The organism is Thermoplasmata archaeon, assembly GCA_015063285.1.
In the GTDB taxonomy this organism is placed as follows: Archaea; Thermoplasmatota; Thermoplasmata; order Methanomassiliicoccales; family Methanomethylophilaceae; genus Methanoprimaticola.
The window spans coordinates 85,777-104,127 of sequence record SUST01000005.1 but is presented as its reverse complement, the minus strand read 5'-3'; the positions used below and the strand labels follow the sequence as shown (position 1 = coordinate 104,127).

General features: G+C 53.0%; 20 protein-coding genes and 1 tRNA gene. 7 read left to right on the top strand and 14 right to left on the bottom strand.

Features of this window, described 5'->3' with window-relative positions; genetic code table 11:
* The 3 genes from E7Z62_04870 to E7Z62_04860 form a co-directional block, all read right to left on the bottom strand.
* The coding region (locus E7Z62_04870; GenBank protein ID MBE6522442.1) for a transposase at nt 1–959 on the bottom strand (959 nt) is incomplete at its 3' end.
* A 187-nt stretch (nt 960–1,146) separates the two neighbouring features.
* The gene (locus E7Z62_04865; protein ID MBE6522441.1) at nt 1,147–2,007 is read right to left on the bottom strand and encodes an EamA family transporter; all 861 of its coding nucleotides are present in this window, start codon (nt 2,005–2,007) and stop codon (nt 1,147–1,149) included.
* An 81-nt stretch (nt 2,008–2,088) separates the two neighbouring features.
* Nucleotides 2,089–2,197 (bottom strand) — tRNA-Met (locus E7Z62_04860).
* A gap of 185 nt (nt 2,198–2,382) precedes the next feature.
* Here E7Z62_04860 and E7Z62_04855 point away from each other — a divergent pair.
* A complete protein-coding gene (locus E7Z62_04855; GenBank protein MBE6522440.1) occupies nt 2,383–2,715 on the top strand; it encodes a hypothetical protein in 333 nt (110 codons plus the stop codon).
* A gap of 178 nt (nt 2,716–2,893) precedes the next feature.
* Here E7Z62_04855 and E7Z62_04850 read toward each other — a convergent pair whose 3' ends face one another.
* The 4 genes from E7Z62_04850 to E7Z62_04835 form a co-directional block, all read right to left on the bottom strand.
* A complete protein-coding gene (locus E7Z62_04850) occupies nt 2,894–3,616 on the bottom strand; it encodes a 30S ribosomal protein S3ae (protein ID MBE6522439.1) in 723 nt (240 codons plus the stop codon).
* A gap of 185 nt (nt 3,617–3,801) precedes the next feature.
* Entirely contained in the window at nt 3,802–4,647 is an 846-nt protein-coding gene (hdrB, locus tag E7Z62_04845) for a CoB--CoM heterodisulfide reductase subunit B (protein MBE6522438.1), read from the bottom strand.
* A gap of 5 nt (nt 4,648–4,652) precedes the next feature.
* Nucleotides 4,653–5,138 carry a CoB--CoM heterodisulfide reductase subunit C gene (gene hdrC / locus E7Z62_04840; GenBank protein ID MBE6522437.1) on the bottom strand — a complete coding sequence of 162 codons (486 nt, stop codon included), beginning with the start codon at nt 5,136–5,138 and terminating at the stop codon, nt 4,653–4,655.
* An 83-nt stretch (nt 5,139–5,221) separates the two neighbouring features.
* The gene (locus E7Z62_04835) at nt 5,222–6,025 is read right to left on the bottom strand and encodes a LysR family transcriptional regulator (GenBank protein MBE6522436.1); all 804 of its coding nucleotides are present in this window, start codon (nt 6,023–6,025) and stop codon (nt 5,222–5,224) included.
* 90 nt (nt 6,026–6,115) lie between these two features.
* On the opposite strand from E7Z62_04835, the gene E7Z62_04830 reads away from it, so the two are divergent.
* Nucleotides 6,116–6,625: a hydrogenase maturation protease gene (locus E7Z62_04830; GenBank protein ID MBE6522435.1), complete on the top strand. Its 510-nt coding sequence runs from the start codon at nt 6,116–6,118 to the stop codon at nt 6,623–6,625.
* Here the strand turns inward: E7Z62_04830 and E7Z62_04825 are convergent.
* Nucleotides 6,591–7,865 (bottom strand): insulinase family protein, encoded by a 1,275-nt coding sequence (locus E7Z62_04825; GenBank protein ID MBE6522434.1) that lies wholly within the window; start codon nt 7,863–7,865, stop codon nt 6,591–6,593. The genes E7Z62_04830 and E7Z62_04825 overlap by 35 nt on opposite strands.
* A gap of 8 nt (nt 7,866–7,873) precedes the next feature.
* Between E7Z62_04825 and E7Z62_04820 the strand changes: the two genes are divergently transcribed.
* From E7Z62_04820 to E7Z62_04810, 3 genes are all read left to right on the top strand, one after another.
* The gene (locus E7Z62_04820; GenBank protein ID MBE6522433.1) at nt 7,874–8,632 is read left to right on the top strand and encodes a proteasome assembly chaperone family protein; all 759 of its coding nucleotides are present in this window, start codon (nt 7,874–7,876) and stop codon (nt 8,630–8,632) included.
* A 47-nt stretch (nt 8,633–8,679) separates the two neighbouring features.
* A complete protein-coding gene (locus E7Z62_04815; GenBank protein ID MBE6522432.1) occupies nt 8,680–9,153 on the top strand; it encodes a pyruvoyl-dependent arginine decarboxylase in 474 nt (157 codons plus the stop codon).
* A 184-nt stretch (nt 9,154–9,337) separates the two neighbouring features.
* Nucleotides 9,338–9,607 (top strand): hypothetical protein, encoded by a 270-nt coding sequence (locus E7Z62_04810; GenBank protein MBE6522431.1) that lies wholly within the window; start codon nt 9,338–9,340, stop codon nt 9,605–9,607.
* Here E7Z62_04810 and E7Z62_04805 read toward each other — a convergent pair whose 3' ends face one another.
* From E7Z62_04805 to E7Z62_04795, 3 genes are read right to left on the bottom strand one after another with little or no spacing between them, the layout of a single operon-like run.
* On the bottom strand, nt 9,608–10,351 hold the full coding sequence (locus tag E7Z62_04805) for a hypothetical protein (protein ID MBE6522430.1): 744 nt from the start codon (nt 10,349–10,351) through the stop codon (nt 9,608–9,610).
* A gap of 33 nt (nt 10,352–10,384) precedes the next feature.
* Nucleotides 10,385–12,331, bottom strand: a complete 1,947-nt coding sequence (locus E7Z62_04800; protein MBE6522429.1) for a reductase — start codon at nt 12,329–12,331, stop codon at nt 10,385–10,387.
* 59 nt (nt 12,332–12,390) lie between these two features.
* Nucleotides 12,391–13,164, bottom strand: a complete 774-nt coding sequence (locus tag E7Z62_04795; protein ID MBE6522428.1) for an HAD family hydrolase — start codon at nt 13,162–13,164, stop codon at nt 12,391–12,393.
* 150 nt (nt 13,165–13,314) lie between these two features.
* On the opposite strand from E7Z62_04795, the gene E7Z62_04790 reads away from it, so the two are divergent.
* A complete protein-coding gene (locus E7Z62_04790; GenBank protein ID MBE6522427.1) occupies nt 13,315–13,878 on the top strand; it encodes a site-2 protease family protein in 564 nt (187 codons plus the stop codon).
* A gap of 63 nt (nt 13,879–13,941) precedes the next feature.
* On the opposite strand, the gene E7Z62_04785 is transcribed toward E7Z62_04790, so the two are convergent.
* The 3 genes from E7Z62_04785 to E7Z62_04775 form a co-directional block, all read right to left on the bottom strand.
* Nucleotides 13,942–15,372 carry an FAD-binding protein gene (locus tag E7Z62_04785; GenBank protein ID MBE6522426.1) on the bottom strand — a complete coding sequence of 477 codons (1,431 nt, stop codon included), beginning with the start codon at nt 15,370–15,372 and terminating at the stop codon, nt 13,942–13,944.
* 75 nt (nt 15,373–15,447) lie between these two features.
* The gene (locus E7Z62_04780; GenBank protein ID MBE6522425.1) at nt 15,448–16,377 is read right to left on the bottom strand and encodes a hypothetical protein; all 930 of its coding nucleotides are present in this window, start codon (nt 16,375–16,377) and stop codon (nt 15,448–15,450) included.
* Nucleotides 16,340–17,500: a hypothetical protein gene (locus tag E7Z62_04775; GenBank protein ID MBE6522424.1), complete on the bottom strand. Its 1,161-nt coding sequence runs from the start codon at nt 17,498–17,500 to the stop codon at nt 16,340–16,342. Before E7Z62_04775 ends, E7Z62_04780 begins: the two co-directional genes overlap by 38 nt.
* Before the next feature lie 134 nt (nt 17,501–17,634).
* Between E7Z62_04775 and E7Z62_04770 the strand changes: the two genes are divergently transcribed.
* On the top strand, nt 17,635–18,261 hold the full coding sequence (locus E7Z62_04770) for an adenylate kinase (GenBank protein MBE6522423.1): 627 nt from the start codon (nt 17,635–17,637) through the stop codon (nt 18,259–18,261).
* The last annotated feature ends 90 nt before the right edge of the window (nt 18,262–18,351 follow it).

The window sequence follows — 18,351 nt, the reverse complement described above, 5'->3', positions numbered from 1 at the left end:
TCTGCCGCTTTGTATCCAAGTGTGAAGATGAACTTCCCCCAGTTCGCATCCCTGAAGGACTTCCTCATCCCTTTGGACCCGCTCTTGTTGGCAAGGTCCTTGATGCGGATGTCCTCCGTCACTATCATATCGTGATTCTCCAGAAGGCTGTTCACTATATCGTGGATATATCCCTTGTTGACGTTATTCAGTCTCTCGAAGGCATGGAACAGCCTCTGGCGGTATCTCTCCCTCTCTTTGGATCCTTTCTCGTATTTGGACATCTTCCTGAGGATCTTCGATACCTGTCTTTCCGCTTGTATGTAGTTCTTCCTGTTGGGATAGGTTGCACCATCCGATGTCACCACCATGTTCCTCAGGCCGAGGTCTATGCCTATGGGCCTGGTCGGTTCGATGAGGGTCTGTACGGCCGTTCCGCCATCTTTAGAATCCATCTCGAACGTCAGCGCAGCCTCCCAGCGGTATCTGGGTCCCGCACCTTTTCTGATGACGGTGCACGTCTTCACGGTGCCGCCGATCTTGCGGCATCCCCTGATCCTCACATCCGTCTTCCAAGGGCTCAGCCTGATATGATTAGGAGACAGCTTGAACCCTTTCTGTGGATAGGTGAACGAATCATATCTCTTCCAGGACCTGAATCTGGGGAAGCCCGCATGCTCGGGATCCTCCTTCACACGCCTGAAGAATCCGTCGAACGCCCTGCTCAGACGGACACAGACATCGTATGATACCTGGGAGTACACCATCTTCAGCTTCGGATCTGCCTTCTTCATGTCAGGCAGAAGTTTCTCCAGATCGTATGCTGAAGGGTGCTTCCCGCCTTCCTTATGCATCTCGATACAGTATTCGAGAAGGCTGTTATACAGATCATGGCAAACGAACAGGCAGTCGTTGAGCTGGCGCTCCTGCTCCCTGTTCGGGTACATTCTAACGACCAAGGTCCTCATCGTCCTGTCCATGGAATGCCTCCATGGAATACACCGAGGGATTACTATAAGAAGTTAAGACGGGGGCCTCCGAAAGTGCAATCGAAAAACTACCTATCCAGACATCCCCTTTCCACTTTCGGTTCGGTGTCTAAGGTTCCTAGATAATTCTGTTGAATCATTAATTCTGACGCTAGACCGAGGGTTTCCTCAATGCTTATCATAGCAACAGCAAAAGCGTTCCAGCTACCACACCGGCGAGACCTATCGCACTCTTCTTCGTCAGCTTCTCCCTGAATACGATGTATGAGAATGCGATAGTCACCAGAATGCTCAGCTTATCGATCGGTATGATTACACTGGCCGGACCCATCTGAAGGGCTCCGAAGAAGAACATCCAGGATGCTCCCGTGGCCAGACCTGACAGGATTATGAATGCCATATCCCTACGCTTGATGCCGTGAATCTTGCTCTGCTTATGGGAAACGTAGATCATTATCCACGACATCCCCAGTACTACTATCGTACGTATTGCAGTACCGAGGTTGGAATCTATCCCTTCCATCCCTATCTTTCCCAGGATGGATGTGAGTGCAGCAAACACGGCAGAACCGATGGCAAATAGCAACCAGCTGGAGCCTTTGCTCTCCATCCCTTTCACATCCTTCTTCTCGATCATCAGGATTGTCCCGACGAGGATCAGGACGACACCGAAGATGCCCGGGATGCTTAGAGTCTCTCCGAGGAAGATGATCGCTAGCATTATGGCCATGACTGTACTGGACTTATCCACGGGGACAACTTTGTTCACATCGCCCAATTGGAGCGCTTTGAAGTAGCAAAGCCACGATGCTCCTGTGGCCAGACCTGACAGAATCAGGAATATCCACGTATCGGCATCTATGGAATCTATCTGGGCATAAGAACCGCTGATCAGAACTATGATCCAAGCAAAAACCATAGCGACGACGGTGCGGAAGGCCGTGGCCACAGTCGAATCCACTTCCTGAAGACCGCATTTGGCCAGTATGGAGGTGAGTCCTGCGAATACAGCTGAACATATTGCGAAGATCAACCACATGGGACCGAGCCTTAAGCTCGGTAACTGCTACGCAATTATAAGTTTTACAGAAGGTGAAATCACTGAATTTTGGAATAAATATGGTGCCGGGAATGGGGTTCGAACCCATGACCTTCGGATTTCCCTGGAAGAGGTCTAATTGACCAGAACCCTATGAGTCCGACGCTCCACCAGGCTGAGCCACCCCGGCCTTGAATCGGACATTGGGTTGCTCATTATAAACGTTGCTATATGGAGATGCCTTGGATTTCTTCCCGAATAGCAGCTCAGATACACCCAATAATATCTGATAATAGATTTGAATCACAGTATAGTGGCATCATGAGACTGTTTCACACATATTGAGAATAGGATAGCAACATTTATTATTGAAAAATGAAAGATGCCATAATCATAGGGTTCACCCTAGGAGGTTTCATGATGGAGAACGCTACAAACGAGATGGTCATGCCAACTAATTATGTGGATATGACGGCAGCGGATATGGCATACGCCGGTAGTTTCAGCTGGAACAAATTCTGGAAAGGAGTTATGATAGCCGGTTTCGCTATTGCAGTCGTTGCAGGCGTTGGAGGCATAGGAGCCTTAGCCTTAGGAGCAGCTACTGCAACACTTGGGGGGTTCGCTACTGCCGCCGCAGTAGGAGGAACAATCGGTCTCATAGGTCTGATGGGATACTCCGACACGGCCGGCCCTAACCAAGGCTGAATATGCTGTCATAGAAGAATAAATTTTGAATTGACAGCCATCAAACACTTTCATTCACTTCCCCCTCATCTATTTTCAAGAGGTCGCTGAAACACCAAGAACAAAATGCCAGATTCCAAAGAATTGTATAGAATCGAAGGAAAGAGTTTGAGTCCCGGCGAACCGGGACGATTGAGAATCACTCGGATGCTTCCTCTGCAGGAGCCTCTTCGGTCTCTGCAGGTGCTTCCTCAGCCGACTCTTCTGCGGGTGCGGCTTCCTCGGGCTCGTTGGAGACCATCTCTTCAGGAGTGAAGACTGCCTCGGGCTCGCCCTCTCCGAACTCGAGGACCTCGGACTTCCTGACCTCGATTCTCTTGATGGGGATGACGACGTGACATGCTTTGGCCAGATCCCTGGAGAGGCTTCCGTTGATGATCGCCTTGACGATCTCGGAGAGAGTCATCTCCTTTCCCATGTTGGTGAGTGTCTCGGTGATGATTGCTCTCATTCCCTCTTCCTGTGAGGACTGGATACGCCTGTCCGCGATGGACATTGTCTTGATCCTGTACTTGAAGCCGTCCTTTGTGTAGAAGTCCACGACGTGGTCGGTCTTGGTCTTTCTACGGCGGGTGAGCCTCCTTACGTAGTCGCTGGTGAGGTCGTGTCCGACGAAGACTGTCTTCGCGTCCATTCCCTCGGTCTCGCTGACCTTGAACTTTAGTTTGATGTGCATCTTGGAGAAGTCTCCGGTCAGATCCTGGACGGTGACCTCTACGGTACGTCCGATGACGAACTCGGGGTCTGCCGAGGGTGTGTCTCCGATTTCTGCCTCATTGAACATCTTGGGGGCGTGGATCTTGTACCATTCCTTCGCCTTCCACTTGTCCTTCACCTTACGTGCTGCTTGCTGTCTTGCCATAATAGACACCTTTACTGAAGGTGCGGATTATATCGTTGTATTAAAAGATATGTTGATGTGTGTACCACATATATTTAAAATTAACTCAAAATTACTTAGATATGTCAGGAAAACCGGACAGATCCATCGATTCTAAGATAATCAGATAAGAAAGGGGAGGTCTCCCTCCCTAAATGATTTTGAACTCAGAGTTTCACAGGGGTGACGTGGGTGGAGAAAGCGAGCTGCTTCTCATCCATTCCCAGTGCGAGACCGAGGAGCTGAGACAGGTGGAGGACGGGGATATTGTATTCCGTGTCCTTCTGGATTCCGTCGAACTGCAGGTGGCAGAAGGGACAGACATCGATGATGAACTGTGCTCCGGACTCCTTCATGTTCTCGAGGTTGGTCTCTGTGAACTTCTTTGCGACATCTCCGAATGCGGCCTTGAGTCCTCCTCCTGCTCCACAGCAGAGCATCTTCTGCTTCCTGGGCATGGACTTGGCTCCGGTTGCCTCGATGAGATCGTCGAGGATGTGGGGGTTCTCGGGGTTGTCGACCTGCTTGATTGCGCTGGGCTTGAGGAAGTGGCATCCGTAGAATGCTGCGACCTGGTAGCTCAGGGGGTTCTTGACGGAGTTCCTGATCTTCTCGACTCCGACCTCCTTGTAGAGGACCTCTGCGAAGTGGTAGACCTTTGTGGTTCCCTTGTACTCCATTCCGATCTCCTTGAGGATCTTGTTGACCTCTGCGAGGAGTTCGGGGTCCTCTGCGAGCTCGTAAGCTGCGTCGAAGAGTGATCCGTAGCATCCGTTACAGATGGTGATAATCGGGAGACCCTGCTTCTCTGCGAGAGCGAGGTTCCTTGCCGCTGCTGCGAGCCAGGTCTTCTTGTTGAAAGCCCTGATTACTCCAGGTGCGGGACAGCAGCTTGCGTCCTCGAGGTCGACGAGCTCGACTCCGAGTGCTGCGCAGACTTCTCTTGTTGCCTTCTCGATACCAGGGTATCTGAGGGGTGCGATACATCCGAGGAAAAATGCGTACTTTGCCATCCTAATCACTCTCCTACAATCTTGTCGAATCCGGTTGCGACGAGGATCTTGTCCAGGTCTGCCTTTGCCTTCTCGTTTGCGAGAACGGTCGGGGGTGTCGGATCGAGTCCGAGGTTCTCTCTCAGCTCTGTGATGATGTCGAGGACCTTGACAGTGTGTCCGTACTTCATCAGGTTGCTTGCGGTTCCCTTGTGCTGCTCCCTGATGTGTCCCTCTGCGACTGCCAGGTTCCTCAGGTCGATGATGATGTCGACGATGGGGACCTCACGGGGGCACCTCTCTACACATGTGTAGCAAGTGCTGCACTCCCAGAGCTCGTCGGAGGAGAGGATCTCTTCCTTCATTCCAAGCTGTGCCATTCTGATGATTTTCCTGGTCCTGTAGGAGGTCCTCCTACCGGAAGGGCAGCCTGCTGTGCAGGTACCGCACTGGAAACACATCTTTGCTGCGTCTGCGATCTCCTTCGAGATCTCTGCGTTGGGTGTAACCATGATAATCGTACCCTTCGATGCTCCCATCGTATATAATGAAGAGAGATGAATGGATAGTGGTATTATTGAAAAGGATAATACCTTTAAGCGATATTTCTGGCCTTAACCGCACGTACTATCTTCAAAATGCGCGGATCCTCTTCCCTGTAGATGGCCGTGACCGCATGCCTGAGGTTCCTCGGATCCACTGCGCTCTTGAGCCTGAGGTTCCTCCTTGTGAGCATGAACTCGTCGATGAAGAAGCTCTTGTTGGACCCCAGCAGTTCGGGGAGGGAGAAGGTCTCCGACTCCACCGTGTACTTCCTGTGCAGCGAATCGAGATACATGAACGCCACCCTTTGGGCCCCGTACTTGTAACGGATGAAGGACGGGCCGCGGTCCACGAACACCATCCCCATGTAGCCGATCTCGTCCATGAGGTATTCCTCCGCATCGAACAGATAGAGTGGATCGTCGATGATGACGAGATCTGCCCTGTTCTCCCTCAGCATACGGATATTGTAATCGTCGTCGGACACGATCATGTGTATGTCGGGAATCTTCAAGGATGAAACCACAGACATCATGATGTCCTCTGTGACCGGGGAACAGCAGACGGTGAAGCCCCTGTCTATCACGCAGCGATGCTCCATCGAGCGTGCTATGGAGGTTATCTCCTTACCGGCGCTCGTTAGTACGGATCCCGCAGGCGTGGTGATCAGAACAGGTTCTCCTGCTGCCTCCTCGATTATCGAGATGTACTTGTGAAGGACAGGAACGGATATCCCGAGTTTCCTCGCCGCAGCGGTCTGACTGCTGGTCTCCTGTACCGCCATTAACGCCTCCAACTGACGCGTCGTGACCTGCTTCCCGTTGATGATCTGCGAACTCTGGACTGCGATATCCATGACTGGCAGAGTGTTACCTTAAAAGATAATACTGTCGGTTTCCGAAGAAATAATCATAATAAACCATCTCACAGATGACCTCGTGATACGATGGGTCTGACTGACAGGGAATCTGAGATCGCAGTGGTGGGGCTCGGCAGCCCGATAATGTGCGATGATGCCGTAGGTCTGCGTGTTTCCCGCGCAATAAACGACATGCATATCGAGAGCGTCGACTGCCATGAGGAGGCGGTCGGCGGATTGGACATACTCCCTGTCATCCACGGTTACAGGATGGCGATCATCGTCGATGCGATCATGACCGGGGAGTACGGGCCCGGAACGATCCTGATCTTCTCGGAGAAGGACTTCGACGAGAAGATATCCGAGGCGGCATCCCATGACGTGAACCTTCCCACGGCGATAAAGATAGGGAGACAGATGGATCCCGACATCATGCCTGAGAGGATCATGTATATCGCTATCGAGGTCCAGGACATCAAGACGATGACCGAGACGATGACCCCTGAGGTGGAAGCTGCTGTGCCCAGCGCATGCAATGCGGTCCTTCATCTGATAGACGAGTTCAGAAAGCGATCTTCGTCACATCATAGTTCTTGAACTTACGGCTGTTCTTTCCGAGGACGACAGTGTTCATACGCTCTGATCTCAGGAGATCCTCGGCGACCCTCATGACATCCTCTTCCGTCACGGATTCTATCCTCTTGAGCCTTTCCTCCAGAGTCTCGATGCTTCCGTTCAGCATATGGTTGACGCCTAGCCTGTAAAGCCTGTTGTCGGTGGATTCCATGGCCCTGACGTTCGCGCCCTTGACCAGTCTCTTGGCCCTGTCCAGTTCGCCCTTCTCCAGCCCTTCCTTCAAGAGGTTGCCGATGACCTTAGATGTCGTCTCCATAGCCTCTCCAACGTTCTCCTTGGTACAGGACATGAATGCCGTCAATGAGCTGGCATCGCTGTTCTGAGACACATTGGTGAATATCGAATAGACAAGTGCCTTCTTCTCCCTGACATCCTGGAAAAGCCTAGAGCTTGTTCCTGATCCCAGGACTGCGGACAGCATGGAGACCGCGGTACGGTCGGGATGGGACGAGCCGTAGGCTGGGAATCCCATGGCGACCTGATAATGGTCCGAATCGTTGGCGACGAATTCGTATTTCCCTTTGGGCATCGGAGGTTCCTTTCTGATGTTCCTCTTACCTCCGGACATGCCGTCCAGAGTGTCCTCGGCCCAAGCTACGGTCTCCTTCATGTCAATTGAACCGACCGCATAAACGGACAAGTTGGGGATGCGGTATTTCTCCTCGTAGTAAGCCCTGAGGTCCTCCGAGGTCATCTTTTCAACGAGTTTCTCGTCTCCGCCCTCGTCCTGTTCCAGCTCATGTCCTCTCCAAAGGACCATGCTGAACAGGTCATGTATGTATCTGTCAGGCTCGTTCTTTATCATACTGAGCTCTTGGAGTACGATCTTCTTCTCGAGCTCTGTGGATTTCTCATTGATCAGAGGATTGGCGACGATGTCGCCCACGATCTTCCTGGCGACATCAGCGGTCTCCTTGATCGTGATGCCGTAGAACGCGGTCATCTCCCTTCCGGTGAAAGCATTCAGCTCTCCTCCGGCCCCCTCGATCTCCTTGGCCATCTGATACGAGTCCATGGTCTTCGTCTCCCTGAACACTGTGTGCTCGAGAAGATGGGAAAGACCGAAGATATCGCTGGTCTCATCCCTGGAACCGGTAGCGACACCGATCATGTAAGCTGCACTCTGGCTATCAGGTATGTTCTCGACGACGACAGGAACGCCTCCCGAAGTCTCTGAGACCTTGATGGTATGACCGCTCATAATCGAATATGATAGAACTTCTTAAAAAGTCTAACGGTATTATCCTCCACATGAACATAGAGACCATACAGTATGAAGAGATGAATCTGAAAGACCCTATCGCGGTCATAGGATTCCCAAGTGTGGGGCTTACCAGTTCGATCATGGCCAACATGTACGCCAAGAGCTTGGATATGACACCCATTGCAGGTATGGCATCCGCCAACATGCCTCCATACTGTATAGTCAACAGCAAGAGGGTCCTCCCTCCTCTCAGATTCTTCGGCTACAAGAACAAGAGGAAGAACGGACACGATGTGATCCTCTGCATGACGGAATACGCTCCGAAACCCGAGGACTGCTACAACACTGCGGTCAAAGTTCTCCAGTATCTCAAGTCCAAGGGTGTGAAGACCATCGTATGCATGGAAGGCACACCGAAATTCGAGGGCGCTAAGATCATGGCCATCGCATCCGGTGAGAACGGAGAGAAGCTTCTAAAGAAGAGCGGATTGGAGGCCATGTACGAAGGGATAATCAGAGGTTTCACCGGTGTAGTGATGTACGAAGCTCCCAGCAGAGGCATGGATGTCATCACGATCATGGTCCCCGCAACATCGGGGGTACCCGATCCAGGTTCATCCGCATCATTCATAGAACCGATCTCCAAGCTCATACCCGGATTCAAGACGAAACCGAATGAGCTGCTGAAAGAGGCTGAGATCATCCAGCAGCAGATGGAGATGGCAACTAAGAACCTTGGAGAGACCTCTCAGTACATCGGGTGAAAGGTCCGAACGATACTATTAGATAATGATACTACTTCGAGGTCGCCATGGAACTAGTGCCCAGTAAATTCTTCGTCACACACAGCTCCGCTGTGAGCAAGACATCGGATCTCAACGCCTTCGACAAGGCCCTGATCAAAGCCGGAATAGGGGAACAGAACCTCGTATCGGTATCCTCTGTCATCCCGATCGGTGCCGAGGAAGTCGAACCCTGCGAGATGTCGATGGGGGCGGTCACACACTGCGTACTGGCCCAGATGAGGGGTACTGAAGGCGAGACCATCGCCGCCGGAATCGCATACGCACGCCGCAAGGACGGCAAGGGAGGATATGTCGCAGAGGGGCACATCCACGGTTCGGGCGAATCCCTCAGAGAAATACTGTCCTGCAAGATGGAAGAGATGGCGGAGATCAGGAACCTGGAGTTCGAAGAGATCCATTTCGCCATTGAGGAACTCAAGATCCCTATGGACAATTACGGCTGCTGCGTCGCTGCCCTCGTGTTCACCGAATACAGGTGACCCGATGTATGGGATCGTCATCTGCAGCATGTGCGGCAGAGCCCGTGTCATCGATCTTTCTTCCAAGAGCTCATCCTGCCCGTACTGCGGGAACCCCGAGAAGACCGACAAGATGGTCGTCGTGTACAAGCACAGGGACCAAGATAACGTCAGATAGGCCTTGGGCCAAGCGGCAGGTTTCGAGATGCCCGATCCCAAAGAGGAAAAGGCAAAGAAACGGAAGATCGAGAAAGCCGATCCCTACTCAACCATGATCTACAAGTACGAGCACGCTACGGATCTGGACGAAAAGATGGAGATCCTCGCCAAGGGACTGACCAAATCAAAGGGGACATTCACCCTGGAGGACATCCAGGAGATAGTCGGCGAGAAGAACGCCGAGAAATACATCGCAGCCATGATGGACCGCTGCTACATCGCAGAGGTCAGGCCTGGCCAGTACAAATCCTCGTGATCATCTCGATTTCGGGATGTCATCGCGCTTCTCACCGTTCATCTTCAGGACCTCCCTGATGATTGCCGGGAGATTTCTGAACAGACACTTGTGGAAGTAGAACGCTCCCAGAAGGACCATCACGATCAGGACGATGTACATCATGAACATGTTGTCGGTGTAGAACACCACCGCCAAAAGCATGTTGTACGCCACCAGCGGGATGGCCCCCTGAAGCATGAACTGCATTGGAAGGTGCCTTGCGATCCCCTCTCCGACGTTGGTACCGCATGAACTGAGGATGAGGTTCAGGGATATCGACAGACATATGACCTCGATCGCAACGGGTATGGGGTCGACCAGAGGCGTATCCGGATTCTGAGCCGCCATGCACAGGACGTATGCGAAACCTGATGCCATACCTGCTGCCATTCCCAATCCGAGACCGTATCCGTAGAATATCGAATCGGACTTTCCGCGGAACCTCTTGAGGTTCATCACGACGACCATCGCCATCAACTCTATGAGCGCCACGACGACCATGTAAAGGATGGAGATCGGACTTCCCAACAGATGCAACATGCTGATCGCGAAGTAAATGAACACTCCTTCGAAGATACCGACGGTCATCATTATGAAGAACGTCGAATCCTTGAAGAACGGGGTCTCGACCCTCGGGTAGGTATAATTCTTCATCACACGGTCCATAAGCAGGAACATGGGTGCGAATCCCACGAGGAGGGCTATGCCGAATGTCCAATCCATGGTTCGGACTAACGGGGTTCCTTATATAAGGATTTATGAACGGGATACAGAAGAACGGCAAACTGAAGGGCCTTCTCCGGCCGACTCCATGAGCTTGTCGTAATAATGAACGACCATGCAGGAGCTCTCGCATCTGCCACAGGAATTGCATCTGTTGGGATCGACCCTCATTCCGCCCTTTATCGTTATGGCATGACGGGGACACTTCTTCGCACATATCCCGCATTCCGTACACAGCTCGGCCCTGATCAATGCCTTGACGGCCTTCTCGAACACCTTCTTGGAATTCTTAGCATCCGGGGCGGTGATAGAGACCTGTCCTCCGCCGAACAGCTTTGCCCTTCCTATCGGCATCTTCAGCAATGCGATCTCGAACTCGGAGGAATACTTCACATCCCCCACTGTCCTGAGGGCATCCTCTACATAGGAAAAGTCCCTGGAGTGCTGGACATTGACGATCGCTTCCATGGAATAACCGCCTGCGGCACAGGACGAGGCTCCCTTCAGCATCCTCATGCTGGGGCCCGCGGCCTTGGTGGGTTTCAGAGATATCTGCATCTCCTCGGACAGTTGGATCATCTTCGGCGGGAGGACCTTCCATCTCCAGAAGCCTATATCGGCGTATTCCTTCGGCAGACCTCTGTCCTCGGCGTAGCTGTGGAGGTATTCCTCCCATCTCCCGTACAGGTCCGGATGGATCCTTCCGGTGTTCCTCCACTCGCTTGAAAGACATGAGGGACAGAGATAGCAGCCTATCCTCTCGAAATCCCTGTCGTACAGCGGGTTGTACTCTAGCCCGAAGGTGAGTATGTAACACCACACCTCCGCAGCACACCAGGAACGGATCGGATTGAGGTTAATCTGATTCGGGACGAACGGGTTCTTGGTGACGAAACCTATCGTTGAACGGGCATATGACTCCAGCCAACGGTTGCCCTCCACCGTAATGGTGCCCTTCGGGAAATCGTTGGAGATCATCTCGGTGGTAGGGCCAAGCTTGCACACCTTGCAGCACCATCTGAAGTCCTTGGCAGGAGGGCCGAATGTATCCACATTCTCCCAGAAACCATCCTTACCTTCAGCAAGATGCAGCCTGTTCCCATGCTCGAGGGCGAATGCCTTGACATAGTTCACCGTCTCCGGGAACTCCAGTCCCGTGTCGATGTACATCAGGTCTATATCCTTCGAGACCTGGGAGGCCAGACCGTAGGCCACAAGGGAATCCTTACCTCCGGAGAATGAGACCGTTATCGGAAGGCCCTTCTGATTCTTCTCATCCAGGAACCTCTTGATCTCCCTGACCGCATGCCTGCTGATCCTCTTTATGTAATCCTTGTTTGCCTCGACGAATGTCTTCAGATCCGCCTTCGGGGAAACGGGTGTATCGGATGGCGCGTTGAGATCGCGTATCTTCACGGCCTTCTCAGCACCCTTCAGGGAACCGCTGTCTGCCAGAGCGATGCCCGGTCCGATCTTCTGGCCTTTTCTGAGGATGACCGTGTCTCCAGCCTTGAATTCACCGATAACTTCGATTATGTTCTCACCAGGAACGCTTTTACCTTTGAGATGGCCATACATACCACCGAACGTCACCACGTTCTTCTTCGCCACGGAAGCAAACATATCCGCTCCAGGCTGCCTTATCTCCAGAACTATACGGTCTGACCTCATGTCAAACCTGAGTATGCCCAGTACCGATCCCTGAGCGATTATCTCATCGGTGCGGTCCTCTCCTGGGACCTTGTTGAAGAACAGAGCCTTGCCTTCAAGTGGCTCCGCCGTTCCGAATGCGTCCCTGAAAAGCGAAAGGACCAGCGATATACTGTCACCCATGCACGGCCTGATGTCCCCGGGGCTGTTGATCTCGAACTCCCTGCCCTCAGAACCGCATTTGGAACAAGACTCCCCCAGCAAGAGCGTGCCGCAGCTGTCGCACCATCTGCGGATCTCCTTTCCGTGGGCAATGTTCTTCTGGGCCATAGGGTCAGTTCGCTCCGATTCCCGAAAGGCCGTGGATGTGTTTATAATTCCCCTTCAGGTCAATCGCGGAAGAACGAAGGGATCTCCGATATGGACGACACTATACCGCATTCCCTGGAAGGCCTGCTCGGATCTATCAGGAACGAACCCCCCATACCGAACCTTCTGGGCCCGAGGAAATCCTTGTCCTCGCTGTCCCCGGCGAAGAAACAATCCTGCGGACGGGCGCCTAGTGCCTCAACTACGGCGTTGTATGCGTAGTCGTGGGGTTTCTTGTAGCCCACATCAGCACTGCTGACCACCACATCGATGAGATGGTCGAACCCAACATCCTCCAGAAGACCTTTGACGACCGAACCGCGATAGGAGGTGTTGCTCAGGACACCTATCTTGTATCCGTGATCCTTAAAGTAGGACAGCGTCTCCTCCGCCCCCTCTACGGGGATGAACGTATGCGTGGCACGCATCATTACATTCTCGGCCTCAAGACTGTCGTTATCGGTATGGAACACCGAATCCATGTGCTCAAGGAGCATGGATATGGTCATCTCCCTATGGATCCCCATCGTCCTCTCATGATGGCTGACGTACCTCTCATATTCCCTTTGGACATCAGCCTTATCGACATTTGGGAACAATCTATAGAACGCTTCGTAAATGTCATCATGATTGCCGAATCTGGCCCTGACCAGCGTTCCATACATGTCGAAGGCGAATGCCCTCTTCGAAACGTCTGGATCGTGCATGAAACAGAGTCCGCTGCTGATATCCATGTTGTGTACTGATGCATCCTGACGATATAACGGATGCCACGGAAGCTGTGATGATACCATTATCTATGCGAAGGATATCGAAGTAGCATGGATGACAGCTATTACGACAATCTCCAACGCGTCAATCCTGGCTTCGGGAAACCGAGGTTCAGCAAGACGGAAATCAGGGACATTCTCATCGCCATCCTGGTGCTGAGCGTGGCATTCACCATGCTCTTCCGCAACGGGTCCATCCATGATTTCTTCGAGCTCAGGCTGGGCGAGGGAATGGGGTATGTCGGACTGTTCGGTATGTGCCTGCTCCTTGTGATAATGAGCTTCCTGTTCCACGAGTTCGGTCACAAGTTCATGGCCCAGAAATACGGCCTCTGGTCTGAATTCCGTATGTGGCCAGTGGGATTGGTTCTCACTCTGGTAACGTCACTGATCGGATTCCTGTTCGCATCCCCGGGTGCAGTCATGATCGCAGGCAACATGGACAAGAAGATGAACGGTATGGTCAGCATTGCCGGACCTGCCGTGAACATGGTGCTCTGCGCCATAGGTATAATCGGATGGCTTGCCACCAACGGTACGGACCTCGTCATATTCTTCTACATGCTGACGAGCCTTAACGCATGGCTGGCCATATTCAACCTGATCCCAGTGCCGCCTCTGGACGGTTCCAAGATCATCTCATGGAATCTCGTCATATGGGGTATGGCGATAGGTATCGCGGTCGCGATGTTCATTCTGATGAGATTCGTACTGCCTTCGCCTTACTACTACATCTGAAGAAGGTGTGAATAAAACTAAAATGCCGGCCGGGGAGACCCGGTCGGCTTTATTGACTGTTTTTCAATCCAGCTTGCAGGGATATCTGAGGTTCCTGAGGATCGTACCGGTCCATTGCTCGGACTTTCCGGGATTCAGGATGTTGTCGGGATCGAAAGCGGCCTTGACCGCCTTGATGGTGTTGAGCTCCGATGCCCTCTCCTTCTGGTAGTTGGGTGCTTTGGAGATTCCTACCCCGTGCTCACCGGTGACGGTCCCACCGAGATCGATACAGATATCGAAGATCTCGTTGACTGCCTTGATCCCTCTCTCCCACTCGTCCTTGTCGGTGGGATCTATGACCATCTTGGTGTGGAGGTTACCGTCGGAAGCATGACCGTAGGTCGCGATGGTGACCCTGTACTTATCGGCAATCTCCTGGAATGCCTGGACCGCATCAGGGACCTTGGAGATCGGGACACCCATGTCATCGGCGAGCGATACGGACGAGCATCCGGGCTTCAGTGCGGCAAGGGACACCATGACTGACTTCCTTGCATCGGTCCACTTGTTGATCAGTGCCTTGTCCTTGGTTGGGGTCACGGAAATCGCGCCCAGACTGTTGGCGATATCCGCTACGATAGCAATGTCCCTGTCGACGATCTCGTCGCTCTCACCGTCGGCCTCGACGATTATGAGCGCTCCGCAATCGGGCATGGGGTTGCCGCGGGCCTTGTTGACCGCGTTGATGCTGGTGCTGTCCATGAGCTCGCAGGATGCCGGGATCAGGGGTTTGGCGATGATCGCCGAGATGCACTTCCCTGCGGCGACGACGTCGTTGAAACAGCACAGACAGTATGCCGACTTCTTCGGCTTGGTCGTGATCTTGAATGTGATCTCAGTGATGACTCCGAGTGTTCCTTCGGATCCGCACATGAAACGAGCGAGCTGGTACCCAGAAGCATCCTTGATGGTCCTGGTACCGCAACGGACGATCTCACCGTCGGCCTTGACGAAGGTGAGTCCCATGACGAAGTCCCTGGTGGCTCCGTATTTCACAGCACGCATACCTGATGCGTTGGTGGCGACCATCCCTCCGACCTGACATGCCTCAGCGGATCCGGGGGACGGAGGGAAGAAGAACCCGTACTTCTCGAGCTCCTCGTTGAGATTGTTGTAAACGCATCCTGCCTGGACATCCACCCAGAGATCCTCTACACTTACCTTGAGGACCTTGTTCATCCTCTGCATGGCGAGGACTATTCCTCCCTTGATGGGCACTGCAGCACCGCACAGTCCGGTTCCTGCTCCTCTCGGAGTCACCGGGATCTTGTACTTGCTGGCGATCTTCATTATCTCCGAGACCTGCTCGGTAGAAGTGGGCTGGACGACCATGTCCGGATTGTTATGGAATATCGATGCATCGAAACCGTATGTGTACAGGACAGCGGGCTCCACGGAGTACCCGTCCTTTCCGACCACTTTCTCTATCTCATCGATTATCTTCTGTTCCATGCGTTCACCTGCCATCTCCCATTATTTTATTAGGGATTTAAAGGTGCTGACAGATCCAACATCGTTTCAGAGGACTCAGGGGTCGACGAAATACATGGCCACATTCTTTGCGATCGTCTCAATGATACCGTCGCATCTGACGGGTTCTCTTAGCCCTATCCTCAGCAGACCAATCACCGCTTCGGTGGCGGTGCCGTTATCGACCAGTCCCCACCTCGACTCGTTGTAGATGTGGAGTGCGGCGGACACTGTGGTGACAGCTCTGGGATCGGAATCCTTATCAAGCACCTTGACCAGGAATAACGAATAATCCTCGGAGCCGGACAGGGTGTGCAACCTGTCCTGATCGTATCCGTAGCCGTTCATCATCTCCATCAGGCTCGCCCTGTTAGCGATGGTCAATCCGTTCTCCGAAGAGGATGCCTTCACAGCCTCGATTGTGGACCTTCCGATCAGCTCTCCCAGCTTGGTATGCTTCCCTGCACCCCGGAGGAACATGCCTGATTCCTTGGAACAGACCGTGACGATGGTCTGTCTGACCGATCCTGATGCAGGGTTACCATCGTACGCCAGACCGAGATCCTGTATGGCAGCTGTTATGGCCTCCGTGGCGGTGATCCCTGCCCTGGCAAGCGTCGAATCGGGCATATCCGAGTCCATCAGGACTATCAGGACTATCTCTCCCTTACCGGTCTGCGCATCGCATCCGGAACGGATTAGCCCGGCGGACAGATCCGCGAATGCATATGCCGTGACGAATGTCGAATTGAAGGACAGTTCAGACACGCCGACCTTAGTCGCATCGCCGTCGATATGGATGTAAAGCGTTCCGTCTGAGAAGGATGTCTCCCCGTGCCCCAGAGTTATCTTTCTGATGCCACGGACCATTCCGAAATCCGTTGAGATACCGTCGCGTACAGAATCCATGAACAGGACGGAGAATTCGTCCGCATCCCTGTTTACTACCTCAGTTCCCATTCGGACCCCTCCTTTCGCGGACGACATCCATAAGTTTCAGTGCCGAGACATAGGATAACAGTTCGTTCATATTGCCGCAATCGTCCAGCCTCAGCCGGACCACAGGATCGTCGAAGTCATCCAAGATGAGCTTCTCGCAGAACTCCCTGGCCAGGTCCACGCCGTCCTTCTCCTCTATCAGACCTGCATCTATGTCGTCCGCGATGTTCAAAAGCGCCGTCAGCAGCGCAGTGTTGAAGTTGTCTGCCACCAAGTGGTTCAGCGCACCCATCAGTTCACTGTAGGATGCTGGGAAACGGATCTCCTCCCTGATCATCATGGGATCGACCTTCCGTCTGCTCATGAGAAGCATGGGGTCCCACTGGGATTCCGGATTCATTCCCGTCTGTTTATCGAATGCCTTCCGCAGAGTGTCGGCCATGCATTGTGAGATGGCCTTGGCCAGTTCCGAATCCCTCTTCATACCTGATATCTTGTTCGGAGAATCCTTATTGGATATCACGGCGACCTGGTCAGTACCCGATCCTGTCGCTATCTTGGTGCTGTACAGACTCTTCGCCTGAAGCTCCTGGATCACGCAACTCTTGGCCTCCGTCGCGATCAACATCGCTTTGAACATATCTCCGTCGGAGAGATCGGCATCTATCGCCATGAATGTGATTATCGTCCCGGGCTTCTCCTCATAACTGGAAGCGGATTCGTCATAGGCCGCAGGATCCCCAGCACGCCCTCCGTTGTGCCTTATCCCCGCCGTGACCATGAAAGAGACTTTGATCCCGTCTGCAGAAACTGCTTCGGATACCGCAGCGTTGTCCATATGTGCCGCGGTCCCGTGGAAGACGGTCCTCTTCGGATCGAGACCTAGCTTCTCTGCGTATCTGTAGTTGACCCTGTCATAGGTGTCCAAGCCACCTTCCATGCATGACCATTCAACCTTTCCGCCCATGCTCGTGACGTTCACCACGGCCAAGGGGGAATCCACATATCCTCCGTTGGTGAAACCTGACGATAGCACCCTGAAACCATCGTGCGGCAGCAAGGCTATCATCGCCCTTCCCTGCCTCAGCAGGGTTATCCCTGAACAGAGTCTGCCGTACTCGTGGCGCCCGGTCAGCACTTCGGATTCTATGATGTCTTCCCAAGTCAACATATTGAACGAGTGAGAATCCGCGGGTATGTATTTAGATAAATGGCCTGGCTGTTCACCTTTTGTGTGCCTCTTGATACGCTCAGGCGTCGCACGTCCACCTCATTTACTTATAGGGTGACGTACTCTCAAATCCCATGAAGAAGACAATCGTTCTGCTCGGTCCTCCTGGAGCCGGAAAAGGTACCCAGGGAGAGAAACTCACAGATGAATTCGGATACACAAGGCTCTCGACCGGAGACATGCTCCGTGAGGCAGTCAGGAACAAGACTGAACTCGGAATGAAGGCCAAGGAGTACATGGACGCTGGAGCCCTCGTCCCCAACGACCTGATCATCGGACTCATGAACGAGAAGATCAAAGAGGTCAGCGGAGGAGTCCTCCTCGACGGATTCCCCAGGACCGTTGAGCAGGCGGATGCACTCGGAAAGGTCATGGATGTCGACCTCGCTCTCGACTTCGACGTTCCCGACGAGGTCCTGATCTCCAGGCTCACCCAGAGGCGCTCGTGCCCAGACTGTAACGCAGTCTACCACCTCGTCACTAAGAAGCCCGCCAAAGAGGGCATCTGCGACAAATGCGGTGCAAAGCTCTACCAGAGGGACGACGACAAGGAAGAGACCGTCAAGAACAGGCTCGAGGTCTACCACAAGAACACTCAGCCCCTCATCGACTACTATCAGAAGAAGGGCGTTCTCACCGTCATCCCCTCCGACGGGGACATCAACGCCATCTTCGAGACAGTCAAGAAAGCAATTCAGTGAAACCGTTTGGGGGCACGGCCCCCTTTTACATCCAATAATGACCCTTTTCATGCACCCATTATCTGGTGCCTTACGATACGTTAAATACAC

Coding starts and splice junctions, on each gene's coding strand:
- E7Z62_04865 (MBE6522441.1), bottom strand. CDS start 2,007: ATGTGGTTGATCTTCGCAATATGTTCAGCTGTATTCGCAGGACTCACC.
- E7Z62_04855 (MBE6522440.1), top strand. CDS start 2,383: ATGAAAGATGCCATAATCATAGGGTTCACCCTAGGAGGTTTCATGATG.
- E7Z62_04850 (MBE6522439.1), bottom strand. CDS start 3,616: ATGGCAAGACAGCAAGCAGCACGTAAGGTGAAGGACAAGTGGAAGGCG.
- hdrB (MBE6522438.1), bottom strand. CDS start 4,647: ATGGCAAAGTACGCATTTTTCCTCGGATGTATCGCACCCCTCAGATAC.
- hdrC (MBE6522437.1), bottom strand. CDS start 5,138: ATGGTTACACCCAACGCAGAGATCTCGAAGGAGATCGCAGACGCAGCA.
- E7Z62_04835 (MBE6522436.1), bottom strand. CDS start 6,025: ATGGATATCGCAGTCCAGAGTTCGCAGATCATCAACGGGAAGCAGGTC.
- E7Z62_04830 (MBE6522435.1), top strand. CDS start 6,116: ATGGGTCTGACTGACAGGGAATCTGAGATCGCAGTGGTGGGGCTCGGC.
- E7Z62_04825 (MBE6522434.1), bottom strand. CDS start 7,865: ATGAGCGGTCATACCATCAAGGTCTCAGAGACTTCGGGAGGCGTTCCT.
- E7Z62_04820 (MBE6522433.1), top strand. CDS start 7,874: ATGATAGAACTTCTTAAAAAGTCTAACGGTATTATCCTCCACATGAAC.
- E7Z62_04815 (MBE6522432.1), top strand. CDS start 8,680: ATGGAACTAGTGCCCAGTAAATTCTTCGTCACACACAGCTCCGCTGTG.
- E7Z62_04810 (MBE6522431.1), top strand. CDS start 9,338: ATGCCCGATCCCAAAGAGGAAAAGGCAAAGAAACGGAAGATCGAGAAA.
- E7Z62_04805 (MBE6522430.1), bottom strand. CDS start 10,351: ATGGATTGGACATTCGGCATAGCCCTCCTCGTGGGATTCGCACCCATG.
- E7Z62_04800 (MBE6522429.1), bottom strand. CDS start 12,331: ATGGCCCAGAAGAACATTGCCCACGGAAAGGAGATCCGCAGATGGTGC.
- E7Z62_04795 (MBE6522428.1), bottom strand. CDS start 13,164: ATGGTATCATCACAGCTTCCGTGGCATCCGTTATATCGTCAGGATGCA.
- E7Z62_04790 (MBE6522427.1), top strand. CDS start 13,315: ATGCTCTTCCGCAACGGGTCCATCCATGATTTCTTCGAGCTCAGGCTG.
- E7Z62_04785 (MBE6522426.1), bottom strand. CDS start 15,372: ATGGAACAGAAGATAATCGATGAGATAGAGAAAGTGGTCGGAAAGGAC.
- E7Z62_04780 (MBE6522425.1), bottom strand. CDS start 16,377: ATGTCGTCCGCGAAAGGAGGGGTCCGAATGGGAACTGAGGTAGTAAAC.
- E7Z62_04775 (MBE6522424.1), bottom strand. CDS start 17,500: ATGTTGACTTGGGAAGACATCATAGAATCCGAAGTGCTGACCGGGCGC.
- E7Z62_04770 (MBE6522423.1), top strand. CDS start 17,635: ATGAAGAAGACAATCGTTCTGCTCGGTCCTCCTGGAGCCGGAAAAGGT.